We start from the raw sequence: 24821 nt of genomic DNA, 5'->3' as shown, positions 1-24821 counted from the left end.
GGACCATGAGCGAAAACCACAACGCGCACGAGAAAGTCGAGAAGAACGTCGGCCTGATGGCCGTGCTGATCGCGGTGGCCGTGTCCTTCGGCGGCCTGGCCGAGATCGTCCCGCTGATGTTCCAGGCCGAGGCGATCGAGCCGCTGGAGGGCGTGGAGCCCTACCCGGCGCTGGAGCTGGCCGGGCGCGACGTCTACGTCCGCGAAGGCTGCTACAACTGCCACTCGCAGATGGTGCGCACCCTGCGCTTCGAGTCCGAGCGCTACGGCCACTACTCGCTGGCCGGCGAGTCGGTCTACGACCGCCCGTTCCAGTGGGGCTCCAAGCGCACCGGCCCGGACCTGGCCCGCGTCGGCGGCCGCTACTCCGACGACTGGCACCGCGTGCACCTGAACAACCCGCGCGACGTGGTGCCCGAATCCAACATGCCGGCGTTCCCGTGGCTGGCCAAGGCCAAGGTCGACGGCGAAGTCGTGGCCAAGCGCATGCGCGCGCTGCAGGCCCTGGGCGACCCCTACACCGACGAGCAGATCGAGCAGGCCCCGGCCGAGCTCGAGGGCAAGACCGAGCTCGACGCGGTGGTCGCCTACCTGCAGGGCCTGGGCCGGCACGCGCCGAAGGGAGGCCAGCCGTGATTTCCGGAATCGTGACCGCAGTGCTGCTGGTGCTGTTCATCGGCGGCTGGATCTGGGCCTGGAGCCCGGCACGCAGGACCGAGTTCGAGCAGGCGGCGCAGCTGCCGCTGGAAGAGGACTCGCATCAGGGCAATATTGGGGAGAACCGCGCATGAGCATGGGATGGACGTGGTACGTCATCGCCCTGGTCGCGCTGAACATCGTCGGCTACGTCTGGTTGCTGTGGTGGACGTCGCGCCGGCGCCCGGGCGATCCGAAGCCCGAGGACACGCTGCACACCTGGGACGGCGACATCACCGAGTACAACAAGCCGCTTCCGCGGTGGTGGATCAACCTGTTCTACATCACCATCGTCTTCGGCATCGGCTACTTCTTCTGGTACGGCGGCCTGGGCAGCATCCCCGGCTACAGCGGCTGGAGCTCCAAGCAGGAGCACGCCGAGGAGAAGGCGGTGCAGGACGCGCGCCTGGAGCAGACCTTCAAGCCGTACGCCGGCAAGTCCATCGACGTGCTGGCGCAGGATCCGAAGGCGGTGGCCCTGGGCCGCTCGATCTTCAGCAACACCTGCGCCACCTGCCACGGCTCGGCCGGCCAGGGCGCGGTGGGCTACCCGAACCTGACCGACGAGATCTGGCACTGGGGCGGCAGCCCGGACCGCATCCTGGAGACCATCCTGGACGGCCGCGAGGGCGTGATGCCGGAGTGGGGCACCGTGCTGACCGGCATGGGCGGCCCGGAGGCGGTGGACTACGTGATCGCCTACGTGCGCGCCCTGTCCGACCCGGAGGCCGGCCTGCAGAACAACTTCATGGCCGCCCAGGGCAAGAAGCTGTACGAGGGCGTCTGCGTGGCCTGCCATGGCATCGACGGCAAGGGCAACCAGGACCTCGGCGCGCCCGACCTGACCGACGACTACTGGCTGTACGGCAGCAGCCGCGAGAGCCTGCGCAAGACCATCGCCGAAGGCCGCCACGGCACCATGCCGGCCCACCGCGAGCTGCTCGGCGAGACCCGCGCGCGCCTGGTCGGTGCCTATGTCTGGTCGCTGTCGCATAATCGGGCCGACTCCGGGGAACCGACGGACCAACAGTGACCGACTTCAGCGAGCCACGCTTTGACCACCCCCCACGTCCGCTGGCCCAGCGCGTGGGGGCCATCGCCTGGCCCAGCTTCTTCGCGGCCGGCGTGTCGACGATGGTGTTCTTCGCCTTCGTCGACCCGCTGGTCCTGCGCGACCTCACCTTCCCCGGCCTGCCGATGACACGGGAACTCGGCTACACGCTGGGGTTTTTCCTTTTCTGGATCGCGACCGCGTCCTCCAGCCTCTTCACCTGGATCCTGCTGCGTCCCTCCAGCCGCTTCAACCGCGCGCTTCCGCCTGAATAAGCGCGCTCCGGCGCGCGGCCCTGGGACAATCTGTCGCTTTCGCGCGCGGACCGGATGCGGATACTGGGACATGCGGCGGACTCCCCCGCACGCCACGCCGCGGACGCGGCCAAGCAAACGCCATGACTGCCCAAGAACGCATCCTTTCCCTTCCTTGCCACGCCGCCGGCGTACGGTGGACGCCGTGAGCAAGCGCATTCCCCTGGACGTGGTCGACGACCAGGGCAACTCCTTCTACGTCAGCGAGCGCAAGGTCTACCCGCGCGACGTCTCCGGCCGCTTCAACCGCCTGCGCGTGGCCGCGGTGGTGTGGCTGCTGGGCATGTTCTACCTGTTCCCCTGGCTGAAGTGGGACGGGCGCCAGGCGGTGCTGTTCGACCTTCCGGCGCGCAAGTTCTACGTGTTCGGCCTGGCGTTCTGGCCGCAGGACTTCCTGTTCCTGGCCCTGCTGCTGATCATCGCCGCGTTCGCGCTGTTCTTCTTCACCGCCCTGGCCGGCCGCCTGTGGTGCGGCTACGCCTGCCCGCAGACGGTGTGGACCGAGGTGTTCCTGTGGATGGAGCGCTGGACCGAGGGCGACCGGCCCAAGCGCATGAAGCTCGACGCCGGCCCCTGGAACCGCGAGAAGATCCTGCGCAAGGGCGCCAAGCACGCGCTGTGGCTGGCGTTCGCGCTGTGGACCGGCTTCACCTTCGTCGGCTTCTTCACCCCGATCCGCGACCTCGGCGCCCGCATGTTCCCGTTCGAGCTGGGCGGCTGGGAGACCTTCTGGGTGTTCTTCTACGCCCTGGCCACCTGGGGCAACGCCGGCTTCCTGCGCGAGCAGGTGTGCAAGTACATGTGCCCGTACGCGCGCTTCCAGAGCGCGATGTTCGACCGCAACACCCTGCTGATCGCCTACGACCCGATGCGCGGCGAGCCGCGCGGCCCGCGCAAGCGCGGGCTGGGCAGCGTGCTCGAGCGCGCGCGCGGCCTGCTGGACCCGAAGACCGCCTACGACTACGTGTTCCGCGCCAGCGCGCACCCGACCGCGGCCGACAACCGCGCCCAGGCGCGCGGCACCATCACCCTGGCCGGCGTCGGCCAGAAGCCCGAGCCGCTGCCGAAGTTCGCCCCCGAGGAACTGGGCGACTGCATCGACTGCACCATCTGCGTGCAGGTCTGCCCGACCGGCATCGACATCCGCAACGGCCTGCAGTACGAGTGCATCGCCTGCGGCGCCTGCATCGACGCCTGCGACGAGGTCATGGGCAAGATGGGCTACCCGCGCGGCCTGATCCGCTACGCCACCCAGAACGGCATCGACGGCAAGCCCACCCGGGTGCTGCGCCCGCGCATCCTGGTCTACGGGCTGGTGCTGCTGGGCCTGTGCGCGGCTTGGGCCTGGGGCGTGGCCAACCGCAGCGAGCTGATCGTCGAAGTGCTGCGCGACCGCAACGCCCTATACCGCCAGCTCGGCGACGACGGCGTCGCCAACGACTACACGCTCAAGCTGGTCAACAAGAGCCAGCAGGAACAGCGCTACCGCATCAGCCTCGAGACCGACGCCCCGTTGCGCCTGGCCGGCGCCGGCGAGGTCGCCGCCGGGCCGGAGCAGGTGGTGCCGGTGGCGGTCAGCGTGGTCGCCGACGAGGGCATCCCCGCCGGCCGCCACGAGCTGCGGTTCGTCGTCGAGAGCATCGATGGCAGCGAAAGGCGCATCATCGACAGCAGCTTCTTCGGACCGGTCCAATGAACGAGCCCAACCCGCACAAGGATTCCCCGGCCTGGCGCAACCCCGTGCTGTGGCTGGTCATCGGGCTGCCGCTGCTGTCGATCGTCGCCGGCGTGGGCCTGGTGGTGGTCTCGGTGCGCTCCGGCGGCGCCGACGTGGTGACCGACCCGGTGCGCCGGGTCTCGCAGATCCAGACCGCCGACCTGGGCCCGGACGCGCAGGCGAAGAAGCTGGGCCTGAGCGCGGTGCTGCGGGTGGAGGACGGCATCGTCGAGGTGCTGCCGGCCACCGGCAAGTTCGACCGCGCCGCGCCGCTGCGGCTGCACCTGGAGCACCCGACCACCCAGGCCCGCGACCTGCAGCTGGAACTGCAGCCGCACGGCCCGGGCTGGCGCACCGAGCAGGCGGTGGACGGCTCGCACGACTGGATCGCGCGCCTGCGCGCGGCCGACGGCAGCTGGCGCCTGCAAGGCCGGCTGCCGAAGGATCAGCACGCCACGCGGCTGGCGCCGGCGCTGGGCGGCGGCCAGGGCTGAGCGCCATGGCGGCTGCCCTGGCCATGCCGGCTGCCGCTTCCACCAGCGGCCACTGCCACCACTGCGGCGAGCCCCTGCCGGCCAACCCCTGCGTGGTCGAACTCGACGGCCAGGCCCGTTCCTTCTGCTGCCAGGGCTGCGCCGCGGCCGCCGAATGGATCGCCCAGGCCGACCTGGACGGCTACTACCGCCTGCGCAGCGCCGCCGCCGGCAAGGTCGGCGACGAACTGCCCGACCTGGCGGTCTGGGACCGGCCCGACGTCCAGGCCGAGCACAGCCGGCCGGTCGAGGGCGGCCGCGAGATCACCCTGCTCACCGACGGCATGCGCTGCGCCGCCTGCGCCTGGCTGATCGACCGCGCCCTGGCACGCGAGCCGGGCGTGCTCGACTGCGGCGCCAATGCGGTGACCGGCCGCATCCGCATCGCCTGGGACCCGCAGCGCACCGCGCTGTCGGCGCCGCTGCGGCGGCTGGCCATGCTCGGCTACCGGCCCTACCTGGCCGGCAGCGAGGCGCTTGAACGCGAACGCACGCGCGAGCGCCGGCGCTGGCTGCTGCGGCTGGGCATCGCCGGACTGGGCATGCTGCAGGCGATGATGATGGCCGAGGCCCTGTACCTGGACTTCGACAGCACCATGCCGGAGGCGACCCGCGACTTCTTCCGCTGGCTGACCTTCCTGCTGTGCGCGCCGGTGGTGTTCTACTCCGGCTGGCCGTTCCTGGCCGGCGCCGCGCGCGAGCTGCGCCAGCGCCGCCTGGGCATGGATTTCCTGATCGCCAGCTCGACCCTGCTGGCCTACTTCGCCAGCCTGGTGGAAACCATCCGCGGCGGCCCGCACGTCTGGTACGACGCGGCGGTGATGTTCGTGTTCCTGCTGCTGGCCGCGCGCATGCTCGAGCAGCGCGCGCGCAGCGTGGCCTCGGCCCAGGTCGACGCACTGGCCCGTGCGCGCCCGGCCTTCGCCACCCGCGAACTGGCCGACGGCCGCCGCGAGACCGTGCCGCTGGCGGCGCTGGCGCCCGGGGACGTGGCCTGCGTGGCCGCCGGCGAGGCGGTGCCGGCCGACGGCGTGCTGTTGGCCGATGGCGACAGCGCCGAGGCCTGGTTCGAGGAAGCACTGCTGACTGGCGAGTCGGCCCCGGTGCGCCGCACCGCCGGCGAAACCGTCTACGCCGGCACCATCTGCCGCGAGCGCCCGGCCCGCCTGCGGGTGACCTGCACCGGCACCGCCACCCGGCTGTCGCAGCTGGCCCGCCTGGTCGAGCAGGCCCAGGCGCACCGCCCGGCGCTGGCGCGGGTGGCCGACCGCATCGGCAGCCGCTTCGTGATGTCGCTGCTGCCGGTGGCGGCGCTGGTGTTCGCCGGCTGGTGGCACTGGCAGCCGGAGCGGGCGCTGGAAGTGACCCTGGCCCTGCTGGTGGTCAGCTGTCCCTGCGCGCTGTCGCTGTCGGTGCCCACCGCGCTGGCGGCCGCGCATGGCGCACTGGCGCGGATCGGCCTGCTGGCCATGCGTCCGGACGCACTGGACACCCTGGCCCGCGCCACCGACGTGGTGTTCGACAAGACCGGCACCCTCAGCGATGGCCGCCCCGCACTGGCCTCGGTCGAGGTGCTGGACGCCACGCTGGACCGCGACGGCGTGCTCGCCATCGCCGCTGCGCTGGAGCGCGATACCGGGCATCCGCTGGCGGCCGCCTTCGCCGGCGCCACGCCGCTGGCCGCGAGCGCGGTGGAAACCCTGCCCGGCCGCGGGGTGCAGGGCGTGGTCGGCGCCCGCGCCTGGCGCCTGGGCCGCGCCGATTTCGCCGCCGGCCGCGAAGACGACGGCGCCCTGTGGCTGGGCGACGGCCAGCACGCGGCCGCGCGCTTCGTGCTCGAGGAACGCGCCCGCGCCGATGCCGCCGCCGCGCTGGCCGCGCTGCGCGCGCAGGGCCTGCGCCTGCACCTGGCCAGCGGCGACGGCGAGGCCGCGGTGGCGCGGCTGGCGTCGGCGCTGGGCCTGGACGCGCGCCATGCGCGGCAGTCGCCGGAGGACAAGTTGGCCCTGGTGCGCCGCCTGCAGGCCGGGGGCCGGATCGTGGCCATGGTCGGCGACGGCCTCAACGACGCCCCGGTGCTGGCCGGCGCCGACGTCTCCATCGCCATGGGCCAGGGCGCCTCGCTCGCCCACCGCGCCGCCGACCTGGTGACCACCGGCGAGGGCCTGCTGCGCATCCCGGCGGCGGTATCGCTGGCCCGCCGCACCCGCGCCATCATCCGCCAGAACCTGGCCTGGGCCGCCGCCTACAACGTGCTGGCGATCCCGCTGGCCGCCGCCGGGCTGGTCACCCCGTGGCTGGCGGCGCTGGGCATGGCCCTGTCCTCGCTGCTGGTGACCCTCAACGCGCTGCGCCTGGCCCGGCGCGCGCCGACGTCCGCCAGCGGCGACAATGGCGGTACCGCCACCACCCGCGAGGCCCGCGCATGAGGATCCTGCTGCTGCTGATCCCGATCAGCCTGGTGCTGCTGGGCGTGGCCATCGCCGCCTTCGTCTGGGCGGTCAAGCGCGGCCAGTTCGACGACCTCGACACCCCCGCCCTGGACATCCTCGAGGACAACGACCGCCCGGCCCCGCCGCGCGGGCAACCGCGCGGGGACGGCGACCGGCCGGCGCCATGATCCTGCCGGTCGACCTGCCGACCCTGCTGGCGGCGCTCACCGCCGGGCTGCTTGGCGGCCTGCACTGCGCGGTGATGTGCGGCGGCATCGCCACCGGCTTCCACGCCATGGCCGCCGGCCCCGCGCACCGCGTGGCCTGGCAGGCCAATGCCGGCCGCATCCTCGGCTACGTGCTGGCCGGTGCCCTGGTCGGCGGCCTGGGCGGCGGCGTGCTGCGGCTGCTGCGGATCGAGGCCCTGGCCCTGGGCCTGCGCATGGCCGCCGGCCTGGCCCTGGTGCTGGTCGCCCTGCGCCTGCTCGACCGCGGCGGGCGCCTGGACCTGCTGGCCAGGCCCGGGATCCAGGCCTGGCGCTGGCTGCAGCCGCTGCGCCGGCACCTGGTTCCCGCCGACCGCAGCTGGAAGCGTCTGGCGCTGGGCGCGCTGTGGGGCTGGATGCCGTGTGGCCTGAGCCTGGGCCTGCTGACCGTGGCCTGGCTGCAGGCCAGCGCCGCCGGCGGGGCGCTGGTGATGGCCGCGTTCGGCCTGGGCACGCTGCCGGTGATGCTGCCGCTGACCTGGAGCGGGGCGCGGGTCGGGCGCTGGCTGCAGCGCCCGGCGCTGCGCACTTCGCTCGCCCTGCTGGTGCTGTGCGCGGGCCTGCTGACCATGGCCGCGCCCTGGCTGATGCAGGTGCCGGCGCTGCACGGCCCGCTGGCGGCGCTGGGTTGCCGCCCGGCGGGCGGCTGAGCGCTCAGTCGCGCACGCAGTCGCGGCCGGCGAGCTTGGCCCGGTACAGGGCGGCGTCGGCCGCCCCGGTCCAGGCTTCGAAATCATCCAGCCCCGGCCCGATCTGGGCCACGCCGATGCTCAGGGTCACTGGCCGGCCGCCGCCCAGCACGCAGGCCCGCACCGCGTCGGCCAGGCGCCGGGCCAGGTCCAGCGCGGCCTCGCGCGCGGTGCCGGGGAGCAGCACGCCGAACTCGTCGCCGCCGAAGCGGCCGGCGGCGTCGCCGCCGCGCAGGCTGTCCAGCACGCAGGCGGCGACCTTGCGGATCACTTCGTCGCCGGCCAGGTGGCCGGCGGCGTCGTTGACCTGCTTGAAGTGGTCGATGTCCACCATCATCAGCGAGGCCACCGTGCCGTAGCGCCGGTAGCGCCGCACCTCGGCGGCCACCTGTGCCTGCCACTGCCGGCGCGTGGCCAGACCGGTCTGCGGGTCGATGCGCGAATCCTGCTCCAGCTCGCGCTTGCGCACGCGCACGTGCTCGGTCAGGCGCCAGGCCACCGCACCGATCGCCAGCGGGTAGAGCACGAAGAACGGCATGCACCAGAGCATGGTGCGGAAGCTGGTATGGGGGTGGAACGGGAAGCCGCGCGCGATCCAGGTCAGCAGGGCGGCCGCGGCCATCGTCGCGAACGCGCGCAGGGCCAGGCCCCAGCCGCCGGCGATCAGGCGGTCCATCATCATCATCGCCAGCATCATCGCCGTAGGCACCAGGTCGAAGCCGGTCATGGCCATCCAGAACCCGGCCATGCCGGTGTCGACCAACAGGCTGCGGTACTCGGTGCGCAGGGGTTGCAGGGATACGTCGACCAGGCGCCAGGCCAGCAGCGGCCAGCACACCGCGTTGAGCCACACCACCGCCAGTACCCAGGCCGGATGGCCCTGCCCGGCCAGCGAGGAGGCCACGCCGAAGGCTCCGGCGACAAAGCCCAGCGCCCGCATCAGGGCGGTGTGCCTGACGAATCGCGCCAGGGAGCTTCCTGCATTGCCTGGGTTGTCGGGCATGGCGTGCGTCCGCTGCAAACCATGGTTCCATCGGCACGAAAAAGCCCGGCTTAAGGGCCGGGCTTTCTCGATCTCGAATTTGGCAGCCCCGGATGGATTCGAACCACCGAATGCCTGAGTCAGAGTCAGGTGCCTTACCACTTGGCGACGGGGCTGTGGGCTGGAGATTATAACCCCAGGTGCCGGTGCGGATGCAACACCACCGGCGGTGGAACCGGCACGCACCGCAGCGCGTGCCGGATCCCCTCCAGGCGCCGGATCAGCGCTTGGAGAACTGCGTGGCGCGGCGGGCCTTGTGCAGGCCGACCTTCTTGCGCTCGACCTCGCGGGCGTCGCGGGTCATGAAGCCGGCCTTGCGCAGGTCGGACTTCAGCGACTCGTCGTACTCGACCAGGGCGCGGGCGATGCCCAGGCGGATCGCACCGGCCTGGCCGGTGGTGCCGCCGCCGCTGGCGGTGACGACGACGTCGAACTTGTCGGTGGTCTGGGTCAGCTCCAGCGGCTGGCGCACGATCATGCGCGCGGTCTCACGGCCGAAGAACTCGTCCAGCGGACGGCCGTTGACGGTGATGTTGCCGCTGCCCTTGCGCAGGAACACGCGGGCGGTGGAGGACTTGCGACGGCCGGTGCCGTAGTTTTGCGTGGTAGCCATCGTGTGTGCCTCAGATTTCCAGCGGCTTCGGCTGCTGCGCCGCGTGCGGGTGTTCGGAACCGGAATAGACCTTGAGCTTGCGGTACATCGCGCGGCCCAGCGGGCCCTTGGGCAGCATGCCCTTGACCGCGATCTCGATCACGCGCTCCGGGTGGCGCTCCAGCGCCTGGGCGAGGGTCTCGCTCTTCAGGTTGCCGACGTACCCGGTGAAGCGGTGGTACATCTTGTCCTGCAGCTTCTTGCCGGTGACGGCGATCTTCTCGGCGTTGATCACGACCAGGTAGTCGCCGGTGTCAACGTGAGGGGTGTAGGTGGGCTTGTGCTTGCCGCGGAGGCGGTGGGCAAGCTCGGCGGCCAGGCGGCCCAGGGTCTTGCCGGAGGCGTCGACGAGATACCAGTCGCGCTGGACGGTCTCGGACTTGGCGATGAAGGTCTTCATGGGGACTCGAAGGTTGGTCGGGCGGATTCCGCACCGGATTGCCCGGACGGAACTTTGCCTCGCGTTGTGAAGGGTGCAGCAAAGACGCGGGATGGTAGCGCATCCGCGCGGTCCGGCGCAAGCCGCCGGGTACTCCGGCCGCAGGCGCCGCGTCCGGGGGGCGGCTTCACTTGGCGACGCCCGCGGGCCGGCCGACAATCCCCCGTTCCACGCAGGAGGTTCGCCCATGTCGTCCGTCGCCGCCCGCCAGCTCTCCCCCCTGGACCGCGTCCTGGTCGAGGTCCAGCGCGCGCTGGAGACCACCCTGGGCGATCCGCCGGCGTCCCGCCCCTGCCCGGCCCGCGCCGGGGACCCGGTGCTGCCGCGGGCCGAGCGCCGCCATGCCGCCGGCCTGATGCGGATCAACCACGTCGGCGAGGTCTGCGCCCAGGGCCTGTACTTCGGCCAGGCCGCCGTGGCACGCGACCCGGCCACCCGCCAGCACCTGCTGGACGCGGCCCAGGAGGAGACCGACCACCTGGCCTGGTGCGCGCAGCGGCTGCGCGAGCTGGACAGCCGCCCCAGCCTGTTCAACCCGCTGTGGTACGCCGGCAGCTACGCCATCGGCTCGCTGGCCGGGTTGCGCGGCGACGGCTGGAACCTGGGCTTCGTGGTCGAGACCGAGCGCCAGGTCGAAGCCCACCTGGACGAGCACCTGGACAGCCTGCCGCCGGGCGACCAGCGCAGCCGCGAGATCATCCGGGTGATGAAGGAGGACGAGGCGCGCCACGCCGACAACGCCGAGCACGCCGGCGCGCGGGTGCTGCCGCCGCCGATTCCGCAGGCGATGGCCCTGGCCTCGAAGTTCATGAAGCTGGTGGCGTACCGGATCTGATGGATCCGGGATTGGTGATTGGTGATCGGGGGTTGATCCGTAGCCCGGGCAGGCACAGCGCATCCGGGGTGCGGCGGATGACAGGCCACCGGCGCGTGTCCACGTACTCCCCCGTGCCAACGCCCTGGCCCGCTCCCGGCGCGGGCGCTCAGGCGCTGGTGAGCTTGAGGCCGGCGATCCCGGCCACGATCAGGCCGATGCACAGCAGCCGCGCGGTGGTCGCCGGCTCCTTGAACACCAGCATGCCCAGCAGGGCGGTGCCGACCGCGCCGATGCCGACCCACACCGCGTAGCCGGTGCCCAGCGGGATGTGCTTCAGCGCCGTGGCCAGCAGCCAGAAGCTGCCGAGCATGGCCACCACGGTGACCGCGCTGGGCAACGGCCGGGTGAAGCCCTGCGAATACTTCAGGCCCACGGCCCATGCCACTTCCAGCAGGCCGGCCAGCACGAGCAGGATCCAGGACATCGTCGATCTCCTCCTTTCCACCGGGCCAGGGACGCGAAAGCGGCCCGGAACATGGTTCCGGACCGCCGTCGGTCCTGCGTTCGCGGCGCGTGCCGCGGGCGGGCCGTCCCGCCTGGATTTCAGCGGGCGCCGGGATACCCGGCGCCGGCGCAACCGCGCGTAACCGTCACTCGACCAGGTTGCGGCCGTGGAACAGCTCCTCGATCTCGCGCTTGAGCAGCGCCTCGATGCGCATGCGCTCCTTGAACGAGAGGTTGCGCGCCTTCTCCTCGAACAGGTAGGTGTCCAGGTCGAACTCCTTCAGGTGCATCTTCGTGTGGAAGATGTTCTCCTGGTACACGTTCACGTCGATCATCTCGTAGCGCGAACGGATGTTCTTGGCCAGGAAGTCCTGGATCGAGTTGATCTTGTGGTCGATGTAGTGCTTCTTGCCCTTGATGTCGCGGGTGAAGCCGCGCACGCGGTAGTCCATCACCACGATGTCGGACTCGAAGCTCTCGATCAGGTAGTTCAGCGCCTTCAGCGGCGAGATCACGCCGCAGGTGGCCACGTCGATGTCCGCGCGGAAGGTCGCGATGCCGTTCTGCGGGTGCGTCTCCGGGTAGGTGTGGACGGTGATGTGGCTCTTGTCCATGTGCGCCACCACCGCGTCGGAGATGACCTCCTTGCCGGCCTGCTTCTTGTCGATCACCGGCTCCTCGGAGATGAGGATGGTCACCGACGCACCCTGCGGGTCGTAGTCCTGGCGGGCCACGTTCAGGATGTTGGCGCCGATGATCCGGGCCACGTCGGTCAGGATCTGGGTCAGGCGGTCGGCGTTGTACGCCTCATCGATGTACTCGATGTAACGCTGGCGCTCGTCCTCCGAGACCGCGTAGCAGACGTCGTAGATGTTGAAGCTCAGCGCTTTGGTCAGGTTGTTGAAGCCTTGCAGCCTCAGGCGCGGCAGGGGTTTGACCACGGCGGTCATGCCTCTGGGGGTGGGAAACGCGCCATTATGCGGCAAAGCCGATGAAGGGGGGATACGCTCCGTGAACCGGAGTTTGCCCCCCGGGCGACACGGGGGTACCCTTCGCTTGCCCCATACCCCCAATTCATGAACGCCAGGAATCCTGCCGCCGTGTCTCCCGTGCGTTTTGCCACCAGCCCCCTGTCGCTGGACCAGACCGTCGTCGACCGATTCCTCGTCCACTGCCAGCGCCGACGTTACCCCAACCGCACCGACGTGTTCAGGCCTGGCGACCCCGCCGGGACCCTGTACTACGTGGTCAGCGGCTCGGTCAGCATCATCGCCGAGGAAGACGATGGCCGCGAACTGGTCCTGGGCTACTACGGCCCGGGCGAGTTCGTCGGCGAGATGGGCCTGTTCATCGAGACCGACAGCCGCGAGGTGATCCTCCGCACCCGCGCGGCCTGCGAACTGGCCGAGATCAGCTACGAGCGCCTGCAGCAGCTGATGCTGGGCTCGCTGGCGGCCGACGCCCCGCGCCTGCTGTACTCGATCGGCGTGCAGCTGTCGCGGCGCCTGCTGACCACCAGCCGCAAGGCCAGCCGCCTGGCCTTCCTCGACGTCACCGACCGCATCGTGCGCACCCTGCACGACCTGGCCCGCGAGCCGGACGCCATGTCGCACCCGCAGGGCACCCAGCTGCGGGTCTCGCGCCAGGAGCTGGCGCGCCTGGTCGGCTGCTCGCGCGAGATGGCCGGCCGCGTGCTGAAGAAGCTGCAGGCCGACGGCCTGCTGCATGCGCGCGGCAAGACCGTCGTGGTCTACGGCACGCGCTGAACTTAACCGTTCAGTGGATCAGGCCCGGGGCGGTGCCTCGCCGCCGCGGTCCTTGCAGCCCCAGTTGAGGATCGGCGTCCCGGCCGGCAGCACCTGCCGGAAGAACGCCTCGCGCCCGCGCTTGGGATTGACCACCACCGGCTGGCGCGCGGCCTGCAGCAGCGGCAGGTCGGCGGTGCTGTCGCTGTAGGCCATGTCGATGTCGCCATAGCCGCGCTCGCGCAGCATCCGCACCTTCTCGCGGTTGTGGCAGTGGCGGGTGGCCTTGACCCCGCCCAGGCGCGGCCCGACCTCGGTGCCCACCACCGGCACGTCGGCGTGGGCGACGAAGCCCAGGATCGCCCGCGCCAGTTCCGGCGGCGCGCCGGTGGCCACGACCACGCGGTCGCCGCGGGCGCGGTGGTTGGCGAACACCTCCAGCGCGGTCGGCAGCAGGCGCGCGGCGATCTCCTCGCGGTGGGTGGCCACGTAGCGGTCGATCACCCGGTCGAACTCGCGCACCCGGTGCATGCCGAAGCTGCCGATCCAGGCGTAGCCGGAGATGCCCCAGCGCCGGGTCGGCAGGAACGCCACCATCGGCCCCAGCACCGGCGTGGCCAGCAGCGCCACCAGGGTGCGCAGCCAGCTGCGGCGGATCAGCCAGGCGAACAGGTGGCTGCCGGAGTCGCCGTCGTACAGGGTGTGGTCGAAGTCGAACACCACCAGCGGCGCGTCGGCCTTGGGTTCGGGCCAGGTACTCATGCTTCGAAGAACAGCTGGCGCAGGGCCTCGCCCGGCTCCTCGGCGCGCATGAAGGCCTCGCCGACGAGGAACGCGTGGACCCCGGCCTGGCGCATCAGGGCCACGTCGGCCGGGCCGAGGATGCCGCTCTCGGTGACCAGCAGGCGGTCGCGCGGCACGGCGTCCTTCATGCCCAGGGTCACGTCCAGCGACACCTCGAAGCTGCGCAGGTTGCGGTTGTTGATGCCCACCAGCGGCACCGGCACCTGGATCGCGCGCTCCAGCTCGTCGATGTCGTGGACCTCGACCAGCACGTCCATGCCCAGTTCCAGCGCGGTGCCGGACAGCTCGGCCAGCTGCTCGTCGGACAACGCGGCCACGATCAGCAGGATGCAGTCGGCGCCGAGCATGCGCGCCTCGTGCACCTGGTAGGGATCGATGGTGAAGTCCTTGCGCAGCACCGGCAGGGTGCAGGCCGCGCGCGCCTGCTGCAGGTACTGGTCCGCGCCCTGGAAGAAGTCCACGTCGGTCAGCACCGACAGGCAGGAGGCGCCGCCGAACTCGTAGCTGACGGCGATCTCGTCCGGGCGGAAGTCCGGGCGGATCACGCCCTTGGACGGGCTGGCCTTCTTGATCTCGGCGATCACCGCCGGGTCGCCCTGGGCGATGGCGGCCTGCAGGGCCGCGGCGAAGCCGCGCACCGGCCCGGCATCGCGGGCGCGGGCAGCCACCTCGGCCAGCGGCAGGCGCGCGCGGCGCTCGGCGATTTCTTCGGCCTTGCGGGCCAGGATGGTCTGCAGGATGTCGCTCATGGGGTCCCTGTATGGCGCGGCACCCCGGCCGGGGCCGGGACCGGCATTCTCGCATGAGCCGGGCGCGGCCCGGCGCCGTTCAGTCGGCGGCGGGCACGCCGGCGCGGTAGCCGCAGGCGCGCTCGACCCTGCCCACGCGCAGCTCGTAGCGCTCGTACCAGTGGGCACGGCCGTGGCGGCGGATCTCCGCGTGCTCGGCGTGCGCGCGCCAGGCGGCGATCGCCGCCTCGCTTTCCCAGTACGACACGGTGATGCCGAAGCCGTCGGCGCCACGCACCGACTCCACGCCCAGGAAACCGGGTTGCCGGCGCGCCAGTGCCACCATGCGCTCCGCGGCGCCGGCGTATTCCTCCGGGTCGGCGTCGTTGCGCTGCGAGGCGAACACCACCATGTAGTACGGCGGTGCCGGCAGCGTGGCGAAGCGTCCCTCGCTCATGCCGGGGCCGCCTCCGCGGCCAGCGCGCGGCTGGTCTGGACGTAGCGGTCCAGCGCCGCGCGGGCGGCACCGGAGTCGATCGCCTGCCGCGCGCGGCCGATGCCGTCGGGGATGTCCTCGGCCACGCCGGACACGTACAGCGCGGCGGCGGCGTTGAGCAGGACGATGTCGCGCGCCGGGCCGGGGGCGCCGTCCAGCACCGCCAGCAGCATGCCGCGCGACTGCGCCGCGTCCTCGACCTTCAGGTTGCGGCTGGCCGACATGGCGATGCCGAAGTCCTCCGGATGGATGTCGTACTCGCGCACCTTGCCGTCGCGCAGCTCGCCGACCAGGGTGGCCGCGCCCAGCGAGATCTCGTCCATGCCGTCGCGGCCCCACACCACCAGGGCGCGCTCGGCACCCAGCTCCTGCAGCACGCGGGCCTGGATGCCGACCAGGTCGGGATGGAACACGCCCATCAGGATGTTGGGCGCGCCGGCCGGGTTGGTCAGGGGGCCCAGGATGTTGAAGATCGTGCGCACGCCCATCTCGCGACGCACCGGCGCGACCACCTTCATCGCCGGATGGTGGATCGGCGCGAACATGAAACCGATGCCGGTGCGGGCGATGGATTCGGCCACCTGCTCCGGCTGCAGCTCGATCGACGCGCCCAGCGCTTCCAGCACGTCGGCCGCGCCGGAGCTGGAGGACACGCTGCGCCCGCCGTGCTTGGCCACGCGCGCGCCAGCCGCGGCGGCCACGAACATCGAGCAGGTGGAGATGTTGAAGGTGCGCGAGCCGTCGCCGCCGGTTCCGACGATGTCGACCAGATGGCTGCGGTCGGCGACCTCGACCTTGCGCGAGAACTCGCGCATCACCGTGGCCGCACCGGCGATCTCGCCCACCGTCTCCTTCTTCACCCGCAGGCCGGTGAGGATGGCCGCGGCCATCACCGGCGAGACCTGCCCGCCCATGATCTGGCGCATGAGGTCGACCATCTCGTCGTGGAAGATCTCGCGGTGTTCGATCGTGCGTTGCAGGGCTTCCTGCGGGGTGAAGGTCATGGTCATGGCGGCTGTGCGGGGGTACCCGGGCGAGTTTATCGCGGTGGCGCGTGCGTGGCCCCGGGACAGGCCGTAGGGCGCATCCGGGATGGCGCGCCGGGCTCCCGGGCGCCTGCCGCAGCCGGTTCCCGGGGCCTGCTTCGCTCATCCGGGCTGCGAGCATCGGAATACCCGTTGCCGGGGCGCCCACTCCAGGGGCGGGAACCGGACCACACGCCCCCCGACGCGCCGGAAGCCGCTTGTAGCACGCGGGCATGCCACAAGCGGGCCATGAGTCTTGCCAGCCCCTGGTCCATTCCCGGCCCCCAAACGCAAAACGCCGGCCCCGGGGCCGGCGTTCGCGTAACCCTGCCCGGCCGTGGCCGGGAGCAGCGTCAGTGCTTGAGGTTGCGGCGCAGGCGCTCCAGCGCCTGCAGCTGGGCGGTGACCTCGGCCAGGCGCTGCTGCGCCTCGGCCACTTCCATCGCCTCGCTGCGGTTGGCCAGCACCCGCTCGGCCTCTTCCTTGGCCTTGCGCACCGCGGCCTCGTCGATGTCCTCGGCGCGGATCGCGGTGTCGGCCAGCACCGTCACCACCTGCGGCTGCACCTCGAGGATGCCGCCGGAGATGGCGAAGTCCAGCTGCGAGCCGTCCGGCAGCGTCACCACCACCTTGCCCGGCTTCAGGCGCGTGATCAGGGGCGCGTGCCGGGGCGCGATGCCCAGCTCGCCCAGCTCGCCGGTGGCCACGACCAGGGTGGCCTCGCCGTGGAAGATCTCCTGCTCGGCGCTGACGATGTCGCAACGGATGGTGCTCATGCTGCCTCGCTGTGCTCAGTGTCCAAGGAAGACCGCGCTCAGGCGATCTTCTTGGCCTTCTCGACGGCTTCCTCGATGGTGCCGACCATGTAGAACGCCTGCTCCGGCAGGTGGTCGTACTCGCCGTCCACGATGCCCTTGAAGCCGCGGATGGTGTCCTTCAGCGAGACGTACTTGCCCGGCGAGCCGGTGAACACCTCGGCCACGTGGAACGGCTGGCTGAAGAAGCGCTCGATCTTGCGGGCGCGCGACACGGCAAGCTTGTCCTCTTCCGACAGCTCGTCCATGCCCAGGATCGCGATGATGTCCTTCAGCTCCTTGTACTTCTGGAGCGTGGCCTGCACGCGGCGCGCGGTGTCGTAGTGCTCGTGGCCGATGACGTTCGGGTCCAGCTGGCGGCTGGTCGAGTCCAGCGGGTCCACGGCCGGGTAGATGCCCAGCGCGGCGATCTGGCGCGACAGCACCACGGTGGCGTCCAGGTGGGCGAAGGTGGTGGCCGGCGACGGGTCGGTCAGGTCGTCCGCGGGCACGTACACGGCCTGGATCGAGGTGATCGAACCGGTCTTGGTCGAGGTGATGCGCTCCTGCAGCACGCCCATTTCCTCGGCCAAGGTCGGCTGGTAGCCCACCGCCGACGGCATGCGGCCCAGCAGCGCGGACACTTCGGTACCGGCCAGGGTGTAGCGGTAGATGTTGTCGATGAACAGCAGCACGTCCTTGCCCTTGCCGGACGCGTCCTTCTCGTCGCGGAAGTACTCGGCCATGGTCAGGCCAGTCAGGGCCACGCGCAGGCGGTTGCCCGGCGGCTCGTTCATCTGGCCGTACACCATCGCCACCTTGTCGAGGACGTTCGACTCCTTCATCTCGTGGTAGAAGTCGTTGCCCTCGCGGGTGCGCTCGCCCACGCCGGCGAACACCGACAGGCCCGAGTGCGCCTTGGCGATGTTGTTGATCAGCTCCATCATGTTGACGGTCTTGCCGACGCCGGCGCCGCCGAACAGGCCGACCTTGCCGCCCTTGGCGAACGGGCACATCAGGTCGATCACCTTGATGCCGGTCTCCAGCAGCTCGGTGGCCGAGGACTGGTCCTCGTAGGACGGGGCGGCGCGGTGGATCTCCCAGTGGTCGGAGGCCTGCACCGGGCCGGCCTCGTCGATGGCGTTGCCCAGCACGTCCATGATGCGGCCCAGGGTGCCGGCGCCGACCGGAACCGAGATCGCGCGGCCGGTGTTGGTCGCAACCAGGTTGCGCTTCAGGCCGTCGGTGGAGCCCAGCGCGATCGCGCGCACCACGCCGTCGCCCAGCTGCTGCTGCACTTCCAGGGTGATGTTGGTGCCTTCGACCTTCAGCGCGTCGTACACCTTCGGCACTTCCGCGCGCGGGAACTCGACGTCGACGACCGCGCCGATGATCTGAACGATCTTGCCCTGACTCATGGTGATTTCCTCAGACTCTTGAAATTTCTCGCGACCGGGTCGCCGAAGGTTTTTCCTGATGGCCGCCGCCGGAAGGCGCGGCCGCTTGGTGTTCGCGTCAGACCGCCGCCGCGCCGCCGACGATCTCGGAGATTTCCTGGGTGATCGCCGCCTGGCGGGCCTTGTTGTAGACCAGGTTCAGCGTGCCGATCAGCTTGGTCGCGTTGTCGCTGGCGGCCTTCATCGCCACCATGCGCGCCGCGTGCTCCGAGGCGACGTTCTCGAGCACCGCCTGGTAGACCAGGGACTCGATGTAGCGGGTGATCACGTGGTCCAGCACGCTGGCCGCGTCGGGCTCGTAGATGTAGTCCCAGTCGTGGGCCGGCACGTCGGTCTGCGCCGCCGGCAGCGGCAGCAGCTGGTCGAACGTGGCCTTCTGACTCATCGTGTTCACGAAGTGGTTGTAGACCACGTACACGCGGTCGACCTTGCCCTCGGTGTACGCGTCGAGCATCACCTTGATCACGCCGACCAGGTCGTCCAGGTGCGGCATGTCGCCCAGGTGGGAGACGCTGCCGACCATGTTCACCTTGATCCGGCGGAAGAAGGCCTGCGCCTTCTGGCCGATGGTGACCATGTCGACCTCCACGCCCTGCTCGTTGTGCTGGCGGATCTCGCCCAGCAGCTTGCGGAACAGGTTGTTGTTGAGGCCGCCGGCCAGGCCGCGGTCGGAGGAGACCACGATGTAGCCGACCCGCTTGACCTGCTCGCGCTGCACCAGGAACGGGTGCTGGTAATCGGTGTTGGCCTGGGCCAGGTGGCCGATCACCTGCTTCATCGCCTGCGCGTACGGGCGCGAGGTCCGCATCCGATCCTGCGCCTTGCGGATCTTGGAGGCCGAGACCATCTCCAGCGCGCGGGTCACCTTGCGGGTGTTCTGCACGCTCTTGATCTTGGTTTTGATTTCCCTGCCGCCTGCCATTAGCTCGCTCCGCTCGCCGGGATTCGGGATTCGGGAACGGGGATTGGCCGAAGGCGCATCCCGTGTCCCGTCACGAACCCTGTTTTCCTACGAATCCCGAATCTCGAATCCCAAATCCCACGGACTCAGTAGGAGCCCGTGGTCTTGAACTCCTCGATGCCCTTCTTGAACGCCGCCTCGATCTCGTCGTCCCAGGCACCGGTGTTGTTGATGCGCTCGACCAGCTCGCCGGCGGTGTTGATGAAGTGGGCGTGCAGGCCTTCCTCGAAGGCGCCGATCTTGTTGACCGGGACGTCGTCCAGGTAGCCCTCGTTGACCGCGTAGATGGACAGGGCCTGCAGCGCGATCGGCATCGGCGCGTACTGCTTCTGCTTCATCAGCTCGGTCACGCGCTGGCCGCGCTCCAGCTGCTTGCGGGTGGCCTCGTCCAGGTCGGAGGCGAACTGGGCGAACGCCGCCAGCTCGCGGTACTGGGCCAGGGCGATGCGGATGCCGCCGGACAGCTTCTTGATGATCTTGGTCTGGGCGGCGCCGCCGACGCGCGACACCGAGATACCGGCGTTCACGGCCGGGCGGATGCCGGCGTTGAACAGGTCGGTTTCCAGGAAGATCTGGCCGTCGGTGATCGAGATCACGTTGGTCGGCACGAACGCGGACACGTCGCCGGCCTGGGTCTCGATGATCGGCAGCGCGGTCAGCGAGCCGGTCTTGCCCTTGACCTCGCCGTTGGTGAACTTCTCCACGTACTCGGCCGAGACGCGCGCGGCGCGCTCCAGCAGGCGCGAGTGCAGGTAGAACACGTCGCCCGGGTACGCCTCGCGGCCCGGCGGGCGGCGCAGCAGCAGCGAGATCTGGCGGTAGGCCACGGCCTGCTTGGACAGGTCGTCGTAGACGATCAGGGCGTCCTGGCCGCGGTCCATGAAGTACTCGCCCATGGTGCAGCCGGCGTAGGCCGAGATGTACTGCATGGCGGCCGACTCGGAGGCGGTGGCGGCGACCACGATGGTGTGCTCCAGCGCGCCGTTCTCCTCCAGCTTGCGCACGATGTTGGCGACGGTCGAGGCCTTCTGGCCGATCGCCACGTACACGCACTTGATGCCGGTGTTCTTCTGGTTGATGACCGCGTCGATCGCCATCGCGGTCTTGCCGGTCTGGCGGTCGCCGATGATCAGCTCGCGCTGGCCGCGGCCGATCGGGATCATGGCGTCCACCGACTTGTAGCCGGTCTGCACCGGCTGGTCGACCGACTTGCGCCAGATCACGCCCGGGGCCACGCGCTCGACCGGGGCGGTCAGCTTGGCGTTGATCGGGCCCTTGCCGTCGATCGGCTCGCCCAGGGCGTTGACCACGCGGCCCAGCAGCTCCGGCCCGACCGGCACTTCGAGGATGCGGCCGGTGGTCTTGGCCACGTCGCCCTCGCGCAGGTGTTCGTAGTCGCCCAGGACCACGGCGCCGACCGAGTCGCGCTCCAGGTTCAGGGCCAGCGCGTAGGTGTTGCCCGGCAGCTCGATCATTTCGCCCTGCATCACGTCGGCCAGGCCGAAGATGCGCACGATGCCGTCGGACACGCTGGTCACCGTGCCCTCGTTGCGGGCCTCGGCCGAGAGCTTGACCTGCTCGATGCGGGACTTGATCAGGTCGCTGATTTCGGAGGGGTTGAGCGTGGTAGCCATGTTGGTTTCCTTGGAGTCGCTCGCCGGCATCCCGGGTCGCGACCTGAAAAGTGAACTGTCTGGGTGCGGCGTCCGTCAGCCCGCCAGGGCGGTCTGCAGGCGCGCCAGCTTGCCCTTGAGCGAGCCGTCGATGACCACGTCGCCGGTGTCGATCACGGCGCCGCCGATCAGGCTGGCGTCCACCGCCTGCTGCAGCTCGACCTCGCGGCCGAAGCGGCGGCGCAGCGCGGCGCGGATCTTCTCCAGCTCCTCGGCCGAAAGCTCGGTGGCGGAGGTGACCTTGGCCCGCACCACGCGCTGTTCCTCGGCGCGCAGCTGCTCGAACAGGCCGGCGATCTCGGCCAGCAGCGGCAGCCGGCCGGCCTCGGCCAGCACCGCCAGGAAGCGGCGGAAGCTGTCGTCGGCGTCCTGCGGCGCCAGCAGCGCGATGGCCGCCTCGTCGCCCAGTTCCGGGTTGAGCAGCAGCCTGGCCACGCGCGGGTCGGCAGCGACCTGCGCCGAGAACGCCAGCGCCTGCGACCAGGCGTCCAGGCGGCCCTGGTCGCGGGCCGCGCCGAAGGCGGCGCGGGCATAGGGACGTGCGAGGGTCAGCGCCTGGCTCATGTCAGATCTCGGCCGCCAGTTCGTCCAGCAGCGCCTTGTGCGCGTTGGCGTCGATCTCGCGCTGCAGCAGCTTCTCGGCGCCGCTCACCGCCAGCAGGGAGACCTGCTTGCGCAGCTCCTCGCGGGCGCGGTTGGCCGAAGCCTCGATCTCCGCCTGGGCCAGCGCCTTCTGGCGGTTGGCCTCGACGATGGCCTCCTCGCGGGCCGCGTCGACGATCTGGTTGGCGCGCGCGTGGGCCTGGTCGATGATCTCGTTGGCCTTGGCGCGGGCTTCCTTCAGCAGCTCGTTGACCTTGTCCTGCGCCTGGGCGAGGTCCTTCTGGCTGCGGTCGGCCGCGGCCAGGCCCTCGGCGATCTTCTGCTGGCGCTCTTCCAGGGCCTTGAGCAGCGGCGGCCAGATCTTGGTGGCGACCAGCCAGATCAGGCCTGCGAAGGCCAGCGCCTGGGCGAAAAGAGTCAGATTGAGGTTCATTGGTACGCTCTGCCTGTGCTCAGGGAGCCTGCGGCGCGGACGCCGCGAGGCTGCCTACATGCCGCCGCCGGTTCCCGCGAAGCGGACCGGCGGCAGACCCGTCGAATCGAACGATCCGGCAGTTACGGGGCCAGGCCGCCGACCAGGAACGGGCTGGCGAAGGCGAACAGCAGGCCCACGGCGACCGAGATGATGAACGCGGCGTCGATCAGGCCGGCGGTGATGAACATGCGGACCTGCAGCACCGGGATCAGTTCCGGCTGGCGGGCGGCCGATTCCAGGAACTTGCCAGCCATGATGGCCAGGCCCAGGCCGGCGCCCAGCGCGGCCAGGCCGATCATGATGCCGATGGCCAGAACGGTCGAAGCCTGGACGGAAGCGAGGGCGGTCAGTGCGGTTTCCATGGTTTTCTCCGGAACGGATAGCTGAGTTGGTGAAACGGTGGGAACGAAGGGTGAAGCGAATGGGGGAAATCAGTGGCTGTCTTCGGACAGGCTCAGGTACACGATCGACAGCATCATGAAGATGAAGGCCTGCAGCGGGATCACCAGCAGGTGGAAGATCATCCAGCCGAAGCCGAAGACCGCGCCGCCGAGCATGCCCAGCAGGCCGGCGCCGCCGAGCACCCAGATCAGCAGGAACACGATCTCGCCGCCGAACATGTTGCCGAACAGTCGCATCGCCAGCGAGATCGGCTTGCTGAGCCATTCGACGATGTTGAGGATGAGGTTGAACGGCATCATCCACTTGCCGAACGGCGCGGTCAGGAACTCGGCGGTGAAGTGGCCCAGGCCCTTGGCGCGCAGCGCGAAGAACAGCATCAGGAAGAACACGCTGATCGACATGCCGAGGGTGGCGTTGACGTCGGCGGTCGGCACCGGCTTCCACGAGGAGACGCCCAGCGCGTGCAGCGGCTGCACGATGAAGTCCGCCGGGATCATCTTCAGCAGGTTCATCAGCAGGATCCAGAAGAACAGGGTGATCGCGATCGGCGTCACCAGCTTGCTGGTCCCGTGGTAGGTGTCGCGGGCCTGGCGGTCCACGAATTCAAGGCAGATCTCGACGAAGGCCTGCCACTTGCCCGGCACGCCGGACGTCGGCTTGCGGGTGGCCAGCCAGAACAGGAAGACCATCAGCAGGCCCATCAGGACCGAGGTCACCAGCGTGTCGACGTGAATCGTCCAGAAGCTGCCCTCGCCGACGTGCGCCGTCAGGTTGTGCAGGTGGTGCTGGATGTAGCTGGTAGGGGTAAGTTCCGCCTCGCCCGCCATAGGTCCGATCTTCCTGTGCTAACGACCTGGAGTTGTGTGTTGCGGTATAACGGCCCCGTCGGCCTGAGCCGTTCAGGGATGTCGCGCCATGGCCAGTACCTGCGCCACCAGCGAGACCGCCGCCGCCGCCAGCATCGGCAGCGGGGGCAATCCCAGGGCGACCACCCCGATCACCATCACGGCGACCAGGACGAACCACTTGGCCAGCATCCCTGCCAGCAGCCGCGCCATCGCCGGAACCGCCCCGGTGATGCCGCCGCCCAGTCCGATGCGGGCCGCGATCCAGCCGCCCAGCAGCACCGCAGCCCCGCCCACCAGCGCCGCCGCGCCCGCCTTCCAGCCCTGCCAGAGGCAGGCCAGCGCGGTCAGCAGCGTCGCCATCGCCTGCCAGGCAATCGCGCGAACGGCCTGTCGCCGGGCTGCGGCAACGGAATTGATCACGCGACGGTACCTGTGAGGGGAGGCGGAAGCAGGCTGCACTGCAGCAGATGCGCCCGTTGAGCCGCAAAAGTATAGCAGCGGGACAATTTGCGGGACAACCGACGCAAGTCACGGCCCCCGGGCGGGAACTTGCCGGGAAAATCCCGGTCGTAAGCCCCTGCAGCCGCGGAGTACCTCGTCGATCCGTCGCCGCCAAGGCCCCGTCCCCACCGGGGCCTTCGTCTTTGGTAGGGGCCTGCCTTGGTAGGGTGGCCCGCCTTCACCCGGCCTGTGCGCCGGGCTCACGGGTTCTGGACCGCACGCGCCCGCATAGTGGCGGCCCCTCCTCCCACGAGAGCCCGACCCGATGCGCTTCCACCACGCCCCCGCCCTGCTTGCCACCGCCCTGCTGGCCTGCGCCGGCACCGCCGCCGCCCAGGACGCGCGCGGCGACCGCTTCACCCTGCGCGTGGGTGCGATGAGCGCCGCCGCCGAGACCGAGCTGTCGGCCTCCACCACCTTCATGGGCGAGCCGTACCGCTTCTCCCAAGGCTTCGACTTCGGCAGCGACGAGTGGGTGCCGCGCATCGACGGCGTGTTCCGCCTGTCCGAGCGCCAGCGCCTGGTGTTCGACTACTTCAACTACGACAAGAGCCGCCGCGAGACCCTCGGCGAGAACCTCTCCTACGACGACATCACCATCCCCGCCGGCAGCTACGCCGAGGCCACGCTGGACTTCCAGCTGGCCAGCCTGCTGTACGACTACTCGGTGGTGCAGACCGATTCCTTCAGCCTGGGCCTGCAGATCGGCGCCGAGTGGGCCAAGGCCAAGGCCACCCTGGTGGCGGAGGCCGGCGAGGACCGCTGGAGCGACGACACCAGCGAGGACGGCTACGCCCCGGTGGTCGGCGTGCGCCTGACCGCGCGCCCGGGCGAGCGCTGGCTGCTGAACCTGCAGGGCCAGTACCTGGACGCGGACTGGGGCGATTTCGGCGACTATGACGGCAGCATCACCCGCGCCAACGCCGTGGCCGAGTACCGCTTCACCGACAACTTCGGCCTGTTCGCCGGCTACGAGTGGTACCGCCTGGACGTCAAGCGCACGGTCTCCGGCGACGGCATGCGCGACGGCCTGGCCGGCTGGGACCAGCGCTTCAAGGGCCCGGTGGTGGGCGTGACCCTGGCGTTCTGAACCGCGCCGGCGACACCTGCGGAAACGAAGAACCCCGGCGCAGGCCGGGGTTCTTCGTTGCGGTGCCA

30 protein-coding genes and 1 tRNA gene are annotated in these 24821 nt (G+C 70.4%); 12 read left to right on the top strand and 19 right to left on the bottom strand.

What is annotated here, in order from left to right; genetic code table 11:
* Positions 1–5 precede the first annotated feature (5 nt).
* The 9 genes from ccoO to PSEJ31_RS0101890 all read left to right on the top strand — a co-directional run bounded on the left by ccoO (position 6) and on the right by PSEJ31_RS0101890 (position 7658).
* A complete protein-coding gene (ccoO, locus tag PSEJ31_RS0101930) occupies positions 6–635 on the top strand; it encodes a cytochrome-c oxidase, cbb3-type subunit II (RefSeq protein WP_028914480.1) in 630 nt (209 codons plus the stop codon).
* Complete coding sequence (locus PSEJ31_RS16415) at positions 632–790, top strand: cbb3-type cytochrome c oxidase subunit 3 (protein ID WP_125075816.1); 159 nt, start codon at positions 632–634, stop codon at positions 788–790. Before ccoO ends, PSEJ31_RS16415 begins: the two co-directional genes overlap by 4 nt.
* Entirely contained in the window at positions 787–1728 is a 942-nt protein-coding gene (ccoP, locus tag PSEJ31_RS0101920; RefSeq protein ID WP_019398240.1) for a cytochrome-c oxidase, cbb3-type subunit III, read from the top strand. The genes PSEJ31_RS16415 and ccoP overlap by 4 nt, the downstream gene beginning before the upstream one ends.
* The gene (locus PSEJ31_RS0101915) at positions 1725–2021 is read left to right on the top strand and encodes a hypothetical protein (protein WP_019398239.1); all 297 of its coding nucleotides are present in this window, start codon (positions 1725–1727) and stop codon (positions 2019–2021) included. Before ccoP ends, PSEJ31_RS0101915 begins: the two co-directional genes overlap by 4 nt.
* Positions 2022–2205: 184 nt before the next feature.
* Positions 2206–3756, top strand: coding sequence for a 4Fe-4S dicluster domain-containing protein (locus PSEJ31_RS0101910; RefSeq protein WP_037034352.1), 1551 nt, complete (start codon positions 2206–2208; stop codon positions 3754–3756).
* Positions 3753–4271: a FixH family protein gene (locus PSEJ31_RS0101905; protein WP_019398237.1), complete on the top strand. Its 519-nt coding sequence runs from the start codon at positions 3753–3755 to the stop codon at positions 4269–4271. The genes PSEJ31_RS0101910 and PSEJ31_RS0101905 overlap by 4 nt, the downstream gene beginning before the upstream one ends.
* Before the next feature lie 5 nt (positions 4272–4276).
* Positions 4277–6739 (top strand): heavy metal translocating P-type ATPase, encoded by a 2463-nt coding sequence (locus tag PSEJ31_RS0101900; RefSeq protein WP_028914478.1) that lies wholly within the window; start codon positions 4277–4279, stop codon positions 6737–6739.
* Positions 6736–6930 carry a cbb3-type cytochrome oxidase assembly protein CcoS gene (ccoS, locus tag PSEJ31_RS0101895; protein WP_019398235.1) on the top strand — a complete coding sequence of 65 codons (195 nt, stop codon included), beginning with the start codon at positions 6736–6738 and terminating at the stop codon, positions 6928–6930. Before PSEJ31_RS0101900 ends, ccoS begins: the two co-directional genes overlap by 4 nt.
* A complete protein-coding gene (locus PSEJ31_RS0101890; RefSeq protein WP_019398234.1) occupies positions 6927–7658 on the top strand; it encodes a sulfite exporter TauE/SafE family protein in 732 nt (243 codons plus the stop codon). The genes ccoS and PSEJ31_RS0101890 overlap by 4 nt, the downstream gene beginning before the upstream one ends.
* A 4-nt stretch (positions 7659–7662) precedes the next feature.
* On the opposite strand, the gene PSEJ31_RS0101885 is transcribed toward PSEJ31_RS0101890, so the two are convergent.
* The 4 genes from PSEJ31_RS0101885 to rplM all read right to left on the bottom strand — a co-directional run bounded on the left by PSEJ31_RS0101885 (position 7663) and on the right by rplM (position 9791).
* Positions 7663–8700, bottom strand: a complete 1038-nt coding sequence (locus PSEJ31_RS0101885; protein ID WP_037034242.1) for a sensor domain-containing diguanylate cyclase — start codon at positions 8698–8700, stop codon at positions 7663–7665.
* A gap of 80 nt (positions 8701–8780) precedes the next feature.
* A tRNA-Gln gene (locus PSEJ31_RS0101880) sits at positions 8781–8855 on the bottom strand.
* A 104-nt stretch (positions 8856–8959) separates the two neighbouring features.
* Positions 8960–9352 (bottom strand): 30S ribosomal protein S9, encoded by a 393-nt coding sequence (gene rpsI / locus PSEJ31_RS0101875; protein ID WP_019398232.1) that lies wholly within the window; start codon positions 9350–9352, stop codon positions 8960–8962.
* Positions 9353–9362: 10 nt separating this feature from the next.
* Positions 9363–9791, bottom strand: a complete 429-nt coding sequence (gene rplM, locus PSEJ31_RS0101870) for a 50S ribosomal protein L13 (protein ID WP_019398231.1) — start codon at positions 9789–9791, stop codon at positions 9363–9365.
* A 226-nt stretch (positions 9792–10017) separates the two neighbouring features.
* Here rplM and coq7 point away from each other — a divergent pair, with 226 nt between their 5' ends.
* The gene (coq7, locus tag PSEJ31_RS0101865; RefSeq protein ID WP_028914477.1) at positions 10018–10665 is read left to right on the top strand and encodes a 2-polyprenyl-3-methyl-6-methoxy-1,4-benzoquinone monooxygenase; all 648 of its coding nucleotides are present in this window, start codon (positions 10018–10020) and stop codon (positions 10663–10665) included.
* Positions 10666–10813: 148 nt separating this feature from the next.
* Here coq7 and sugE read toward each other — a convergent pair whose 3' ends face one another.
* Together sugE and speD are read right to left on the bottom strand one after the other, a co-directional pair.
* Positions 10814–11131, bottom strand: a complete 318-nt coding sequence (sugE, locus tag PSEJ31_RS0101860) for a quaternary ammonium compound efflux SMR transporter SugE (protein ID WP_028914476.1) — start codon at positions 11129–11131, stop codon at positions 10814–10816.
* Between the two features lie 166 nt (positions 11132–11297).
* Positions 11298–12092 (bottom strand): adenosylmethionine decarboxylase, encoded by a 795-nt coding sequence (gene speD, locus PSEJ31_RS0101855; RefSeq protein ID WP_024870477.1) that lies wholly within the window; start codon positions 12090–12092, stop codon positions 11298–11300.
* Positions 12093–12227: 135 nt separating this feature from the next.
* Here speD and crp point away from each other — a divergent pair, with 135 nt between their 5' ends.
* Positions 12228–12917, top strand: a complete 690-nt coding sequence (crp, locus tag PSEJ31_RS0101850; RefSeq protein WP_028914475.1) for a cAMP-activated global transcriptional regulator CRP — start codon at positions 12228–12230, stop codon at positions 12915–12917.
* Positions 12918–12935: 18 nt separating this feature from the next.
* On the opposite strand, the gene PSEJ31_RS0101845 is transcribed toward crp, so the two are convergent.
* From PSEJ31_RS0101845 to PSEJ31_RS0101785, 13 genes are all read right to left on the bottom strand, one after another.
* Positions 12936–13658 carry a haloacid dehalogenase-like hydrolase gene (locus tag PSEJ31_RS0101845; RefSeq protein WP_028914474.1) on the bottom strand — a complete coding sequence of 241 codons (723 nt, stop codon included), beginning with the start codon at positions 13656–13658 and terminating at the stop codon, positions 12936–12938.
* The gene (trpC, locus tag PSEJ31_RS0101840; protein ID WP_019398226.1) at positions 13655–14449 is read right to left on the bottom strand and encodes an indole-3-glycerol phosphate synthase TrpC; all 795 of its coding nucleotides are present in this window, start codon (positions 14447–14449) and stop codon (positions 13655–13657) included. The genes PSEJ31_RS0101845 and trpC overlap by 4 nt, the downstream gene beginning before the upstream one ends.
* A gap of 79 nt (positions 14450–14528) precedes the next feature.
* Positions 14529–14885 (bottom strand): antibiotic biosynthesis monooxygenase, encoded by a 357-nt coding sequence (locus PSEJ31_RS0101835; RefSeq protein WP_028914473.1) that lies wholly within the window; start codon positions 14883–14885, stop codon positions 14529–14531.
* Entirely contained in the window at positions 14882–15928 is a 1047-nt protein-coding gene (gene trpD / locus PSEJ31_RS0101830) for an anthranilate phosphoribosyltransferase (RefSeq protein ID WP_028914472.1), read from the bottom strand. Before trpD ends, PSEJ31_RS0101835 begins: the two co-directional genes overlap by 4 nt.
* Before the next feature lie 374 nt (positions 15929–16302).
* A complete protein-coding gene (locus tag PSEJ31_RS0101825) occupies positions 16303–16725 on the bottom strand; it encodes a F0F1 ATP synthase subunit epsilon (protein WP_028914471.1) in 423 nt (140 codons plus the stop codon).
* Positions 16726–16763: 38 nt separating this feature from the next.
* On the bottom strand, positions 16764–18161 hold the full coding sequence (atpD, locus tag PSEJ31_RS0101820; RefSeq protein ID WP_019398222.1) for a F0F1 ATP synthase subunit beta: 1398 nt from the start codon (positions 18159–18161) through the stop codon (positions 16764–16766).
* Between the two features lie 97 nt (positions 18162–18258).
* Entirely contained in the window at positions 18259–19122 is an 864-nt protein-coding gene (gene atpG, locus PSEJ31_RS0101815) for a F0F1 ATP synthase subunit gamma (protein ID WP_019398221.1), read from the bottom strand.
* Positions 19123–19247: 125 nt separating this feature from the next.
* The gene (gene atpA / locus PSEJ31_RS0101810; protein ID WP_028914470.1) at positions 19248–20795 is read right to left on the bottom strand and encodes a F0F1 ATP synthase subunit alpha; all 1548 of its coding nucleotides are present in this window, start codon (positions 20793–20795) and stop codon (positions 19248–19250) included.
* Positions 20796–20870: 75 nt separating this feature from the next.
* On the bottom strand, positions 20871–21398 hold the full coding sequence (locus tag PSEJ31_RS0101805) for a F0F1 ATP synthase subunit delta (protein ID WP_019398219.1): 528 nt from the start codon (positions 21396–21398) through the stop codon (positions 20871–20873).
* Position 21399: 1 nt separating this feature from the next.
* The gene (locus PSEJ31_RS0101800; protein WP_019398218.1) at positions 21400–21870 is read right to left on the bottom strand and encodes a F0F1 ATP synthase subunit B; all 471 of its coding nucleotides are present in this window, start codon (positions 21868–21870) and stop codon (positions 21400–21402) included.
* Between the two features lie 122 nt (positions 21871–21992).
* Positions 21993–22274, bottom strand: a complete 282-nt coding sequence (atpE, locus tag PSEJ31_RS0101795) for a F0F1 ATP synthase subunit C (RefSeq protein ID WP_013534007.1) — start codon at positions 22272–22274, stop codon at positions 21993–21995.
* A 69-nt stretch (positions 22275–22343) separates the two neighbouring features.
* On the bottom strand, positions 22344–23141 hold the full coding sequence (gene atpB, locus PSEJ31_RS0101790; protein WP_019398217.1) for a F0F1 ATP synthase subunit A: 798 nt from the start codon (positions 23139–23141) through the stop codon (positions 22344–22346).
* 72 nt (positions 23142–23213) lie between these two features.
* The gene (locus tag PSEJ31_RS0101785; protein WP_026010442.1) at positions 23214–23582 is read right to left on the bottom strand and encodes a hypothetical protein; all 369 of its coding nucleotides are present in this window, start codon (positions 23580–23582) and stop codon (positions 23214–23216) included.
* A 346-nt stretch (positions 23583–23928) separates the two neighbouring features.
* Here PSEJ31_RS0101785 and PSEJ31_RS0101780 point away from each other — a divergent pair, with 346 nt between their 5' ends.
* The gene (locus tag PSEJ31_RS0101780; protein ID WP_037034234.1) at positions 23929–24753 is read left to right on the top strand and encodes a hypothetical protein; all 825 of its coding nucleotides are present in this window, start codon (positions 23929–23931) and stop codon (positions 24751–24753) included.
* Positions 24754–24821 lie beyond the last annotated feature (68 nt).

Origin of the sequence: Pseudoxanthomonas sp. J31 (assembly GCF_000510725.1) — a bacterium.
Lineage (GTDB): Bacteria > Pseudomonadota > Gammaproteobacteria > Xanthomonadales > Xanthomonadaceae > Pseudoxanthomonas.
This window is presented reverse-complemented; position numbering and strand designations above follow the sequence as displayed.

Bases quoted from the DNA above. Each gene is read 5' to 3' on its own strand.
- ccoO (WP_028914480.1), top strand. From the start codon at position 6: ATGAGCGAAAACCACAACGCGCACGAGAAAGTCGAGAAGAACGTCGGC.
- ccoP (WP_019398240.1), top strand. From the start codon at position 787: ATGAGCATGGGATGGACGTGGTACGTCATCGCCCTGGTCGCGCTGAAC.
- PSEJ31_RS0101905 (WP_019398237.1), top strand. From the start codon at position 3,753: ATGAACGAGCCCAACCCGCACAAGGATTCCCCGGCCTGGCGCAACCCC.
- PSEJ31_RS0101900 (WP_028914478.1), top strand. From the start codon at position 4,277: ATGGCGGCTGCCCTGGCCATGCCGGCTGCCGCTTCCACCAGCGGCCAC.
- ccoS (WP_019398235.1), top strand. From the start codon at position 6,736: ATGAGGATCCTGCTGCTGCTGATCCCGATCAGCCTGGTGCTGCTGGGC.
- PSEJ31_RS0101890 (WP_019398234.1), top strand. From the start codon at position 6,927: ATGATCCTGCCGGTCGACCTGCCGACCCTGCTGGCGGCGCTCACCGCC.
- PSEJ31_RS0101885 (WP_037034242.1), bottom strand. From the start codon at position 8,700: ATGCCCGACAACCCAGGCAATGCAGGAAGCTCCCTGGCGCGATTCGTC.
- rpsI (WP_019398232.1), bottom strand. From the start codon at position 9,352: ATGGCTACCACGCAAAACTACGGCACCGGCCGTCGCAAGTCCTCCACC.
- rplM (WP_019398231.1), bottom strand. From the start codon at position 9,791: ATGAAGACCTTCATCGCCAAGTCCGAGACCGTCCAGCGCGACTGGTAT.
- coq7 (WP_028914477.1), top strand. From the start codon at position 10,018: ATGTCGTCCGTCGCCGCCCGCCAGCTCTCCCCCCTGGACCGCGTCCTG.
- sugE (WP_028914476.1), bottom strand. From the start codon at position 11,131: ATGTCCTGGATCCTGCTCGTGCTGGCCGGCCTGCTGGAAGTGGCATGG.
- crp (WP_028914475.1), top strand. From the start codon at position 12,228: ATGAACGCCAGGAATCCTGCCGCCGTGTCTCCCGTGCGTTTTGCCACC.
- PSEJ31_RS0101845 (WP_028914474.1), bottom strand. From the start codon at position 13,658: ATGAGTACCTGGCCCGAACCCAAGGCCGACGCGCCGCTGGTGGTGTTC.
- trpC (WP_019398226.1), bottom strand. From the start codon at position 14,449: ATGAGCGACATCCTGCAGACCATCCTGGCCCGCAAGGCCGAAGAAATC.
- PSEJ31_RS0101835 (WP_028914473.1), bottom strand. From the start codon at position 14,885: ATGAGCGAGGGACGCTTCGCCACGCTGCCGGCACCGCCGTACTACATG.
- trpD (WP_028914472.1), bottom strand. From the start codon at position 15,928: ATGACCTTCACCCCGCAGGAAGCCCTGCAACGCACGATCGAACACCGC.
- PSEJ31_RS0101825 (WP_028914471.1), bottom strand. From the start codon at position 16,725: ATGAGCACCATCCGTTGCGACATCGTCAGCGCCGAGCAGGAGATCTTC.
- atpD (WP_019398222.1), bottom strand. From the start codon at position 18,161: ATGAGTCAGGGCAAGATCGTTCAGATCATCGGCGCGGTCGTCGACGTC.
- atpG (WP_019398221.1), bottom strand. From the start codon at position 19,122: ATGGCAGGCGGCAGGGAAATCAAAACCAAGATCAAGAGCGTGCAGAAC.
- atpA (WP_028914470.1), bottom strand. From the start codon at position 20,795: ATGGCTACCACGCTCAACCCCTCCGAAATCAGCGACCTGATCAAGTCC.
- PSEJ31_RS0101805 (WP_019398219.1), bottom strand. From the start codon at position 21,398: ATGAGCCAGGCGCTGACCCTCGCACGTCCCTATGCCCGCGCCGCCTTC.
- PSEJ31_RS0101800 (WP_019398218.1), bottom strand. From the start codon at position 21,870: ATGAACCTCAATCTGACTCTTTTCGCCCAGGCGCTGGCCTTCGCAGGC.
- atpE (WP_013534007.1), bottom strand. From the start codon at position 22,274: ATGGAAACCGCACTGACCGCCCTCGCTTCCGTCCAGGCTTCGACCGTT.
- atpB (WP_019398217.1), bottom strand. From the start codon at position 23,141: ATGGCGGGCGAGGCGGAACTTACCCCTACCAGCTACATCCAGCACCAC.
- PSEJ31_RS0101780 (WP_037034234.1), top strand. From the start codon at position 23,929: ATGCGCTTCCACCACGCCCCCGCCCTGCTTGCCACCGCCCTGCTGGCC.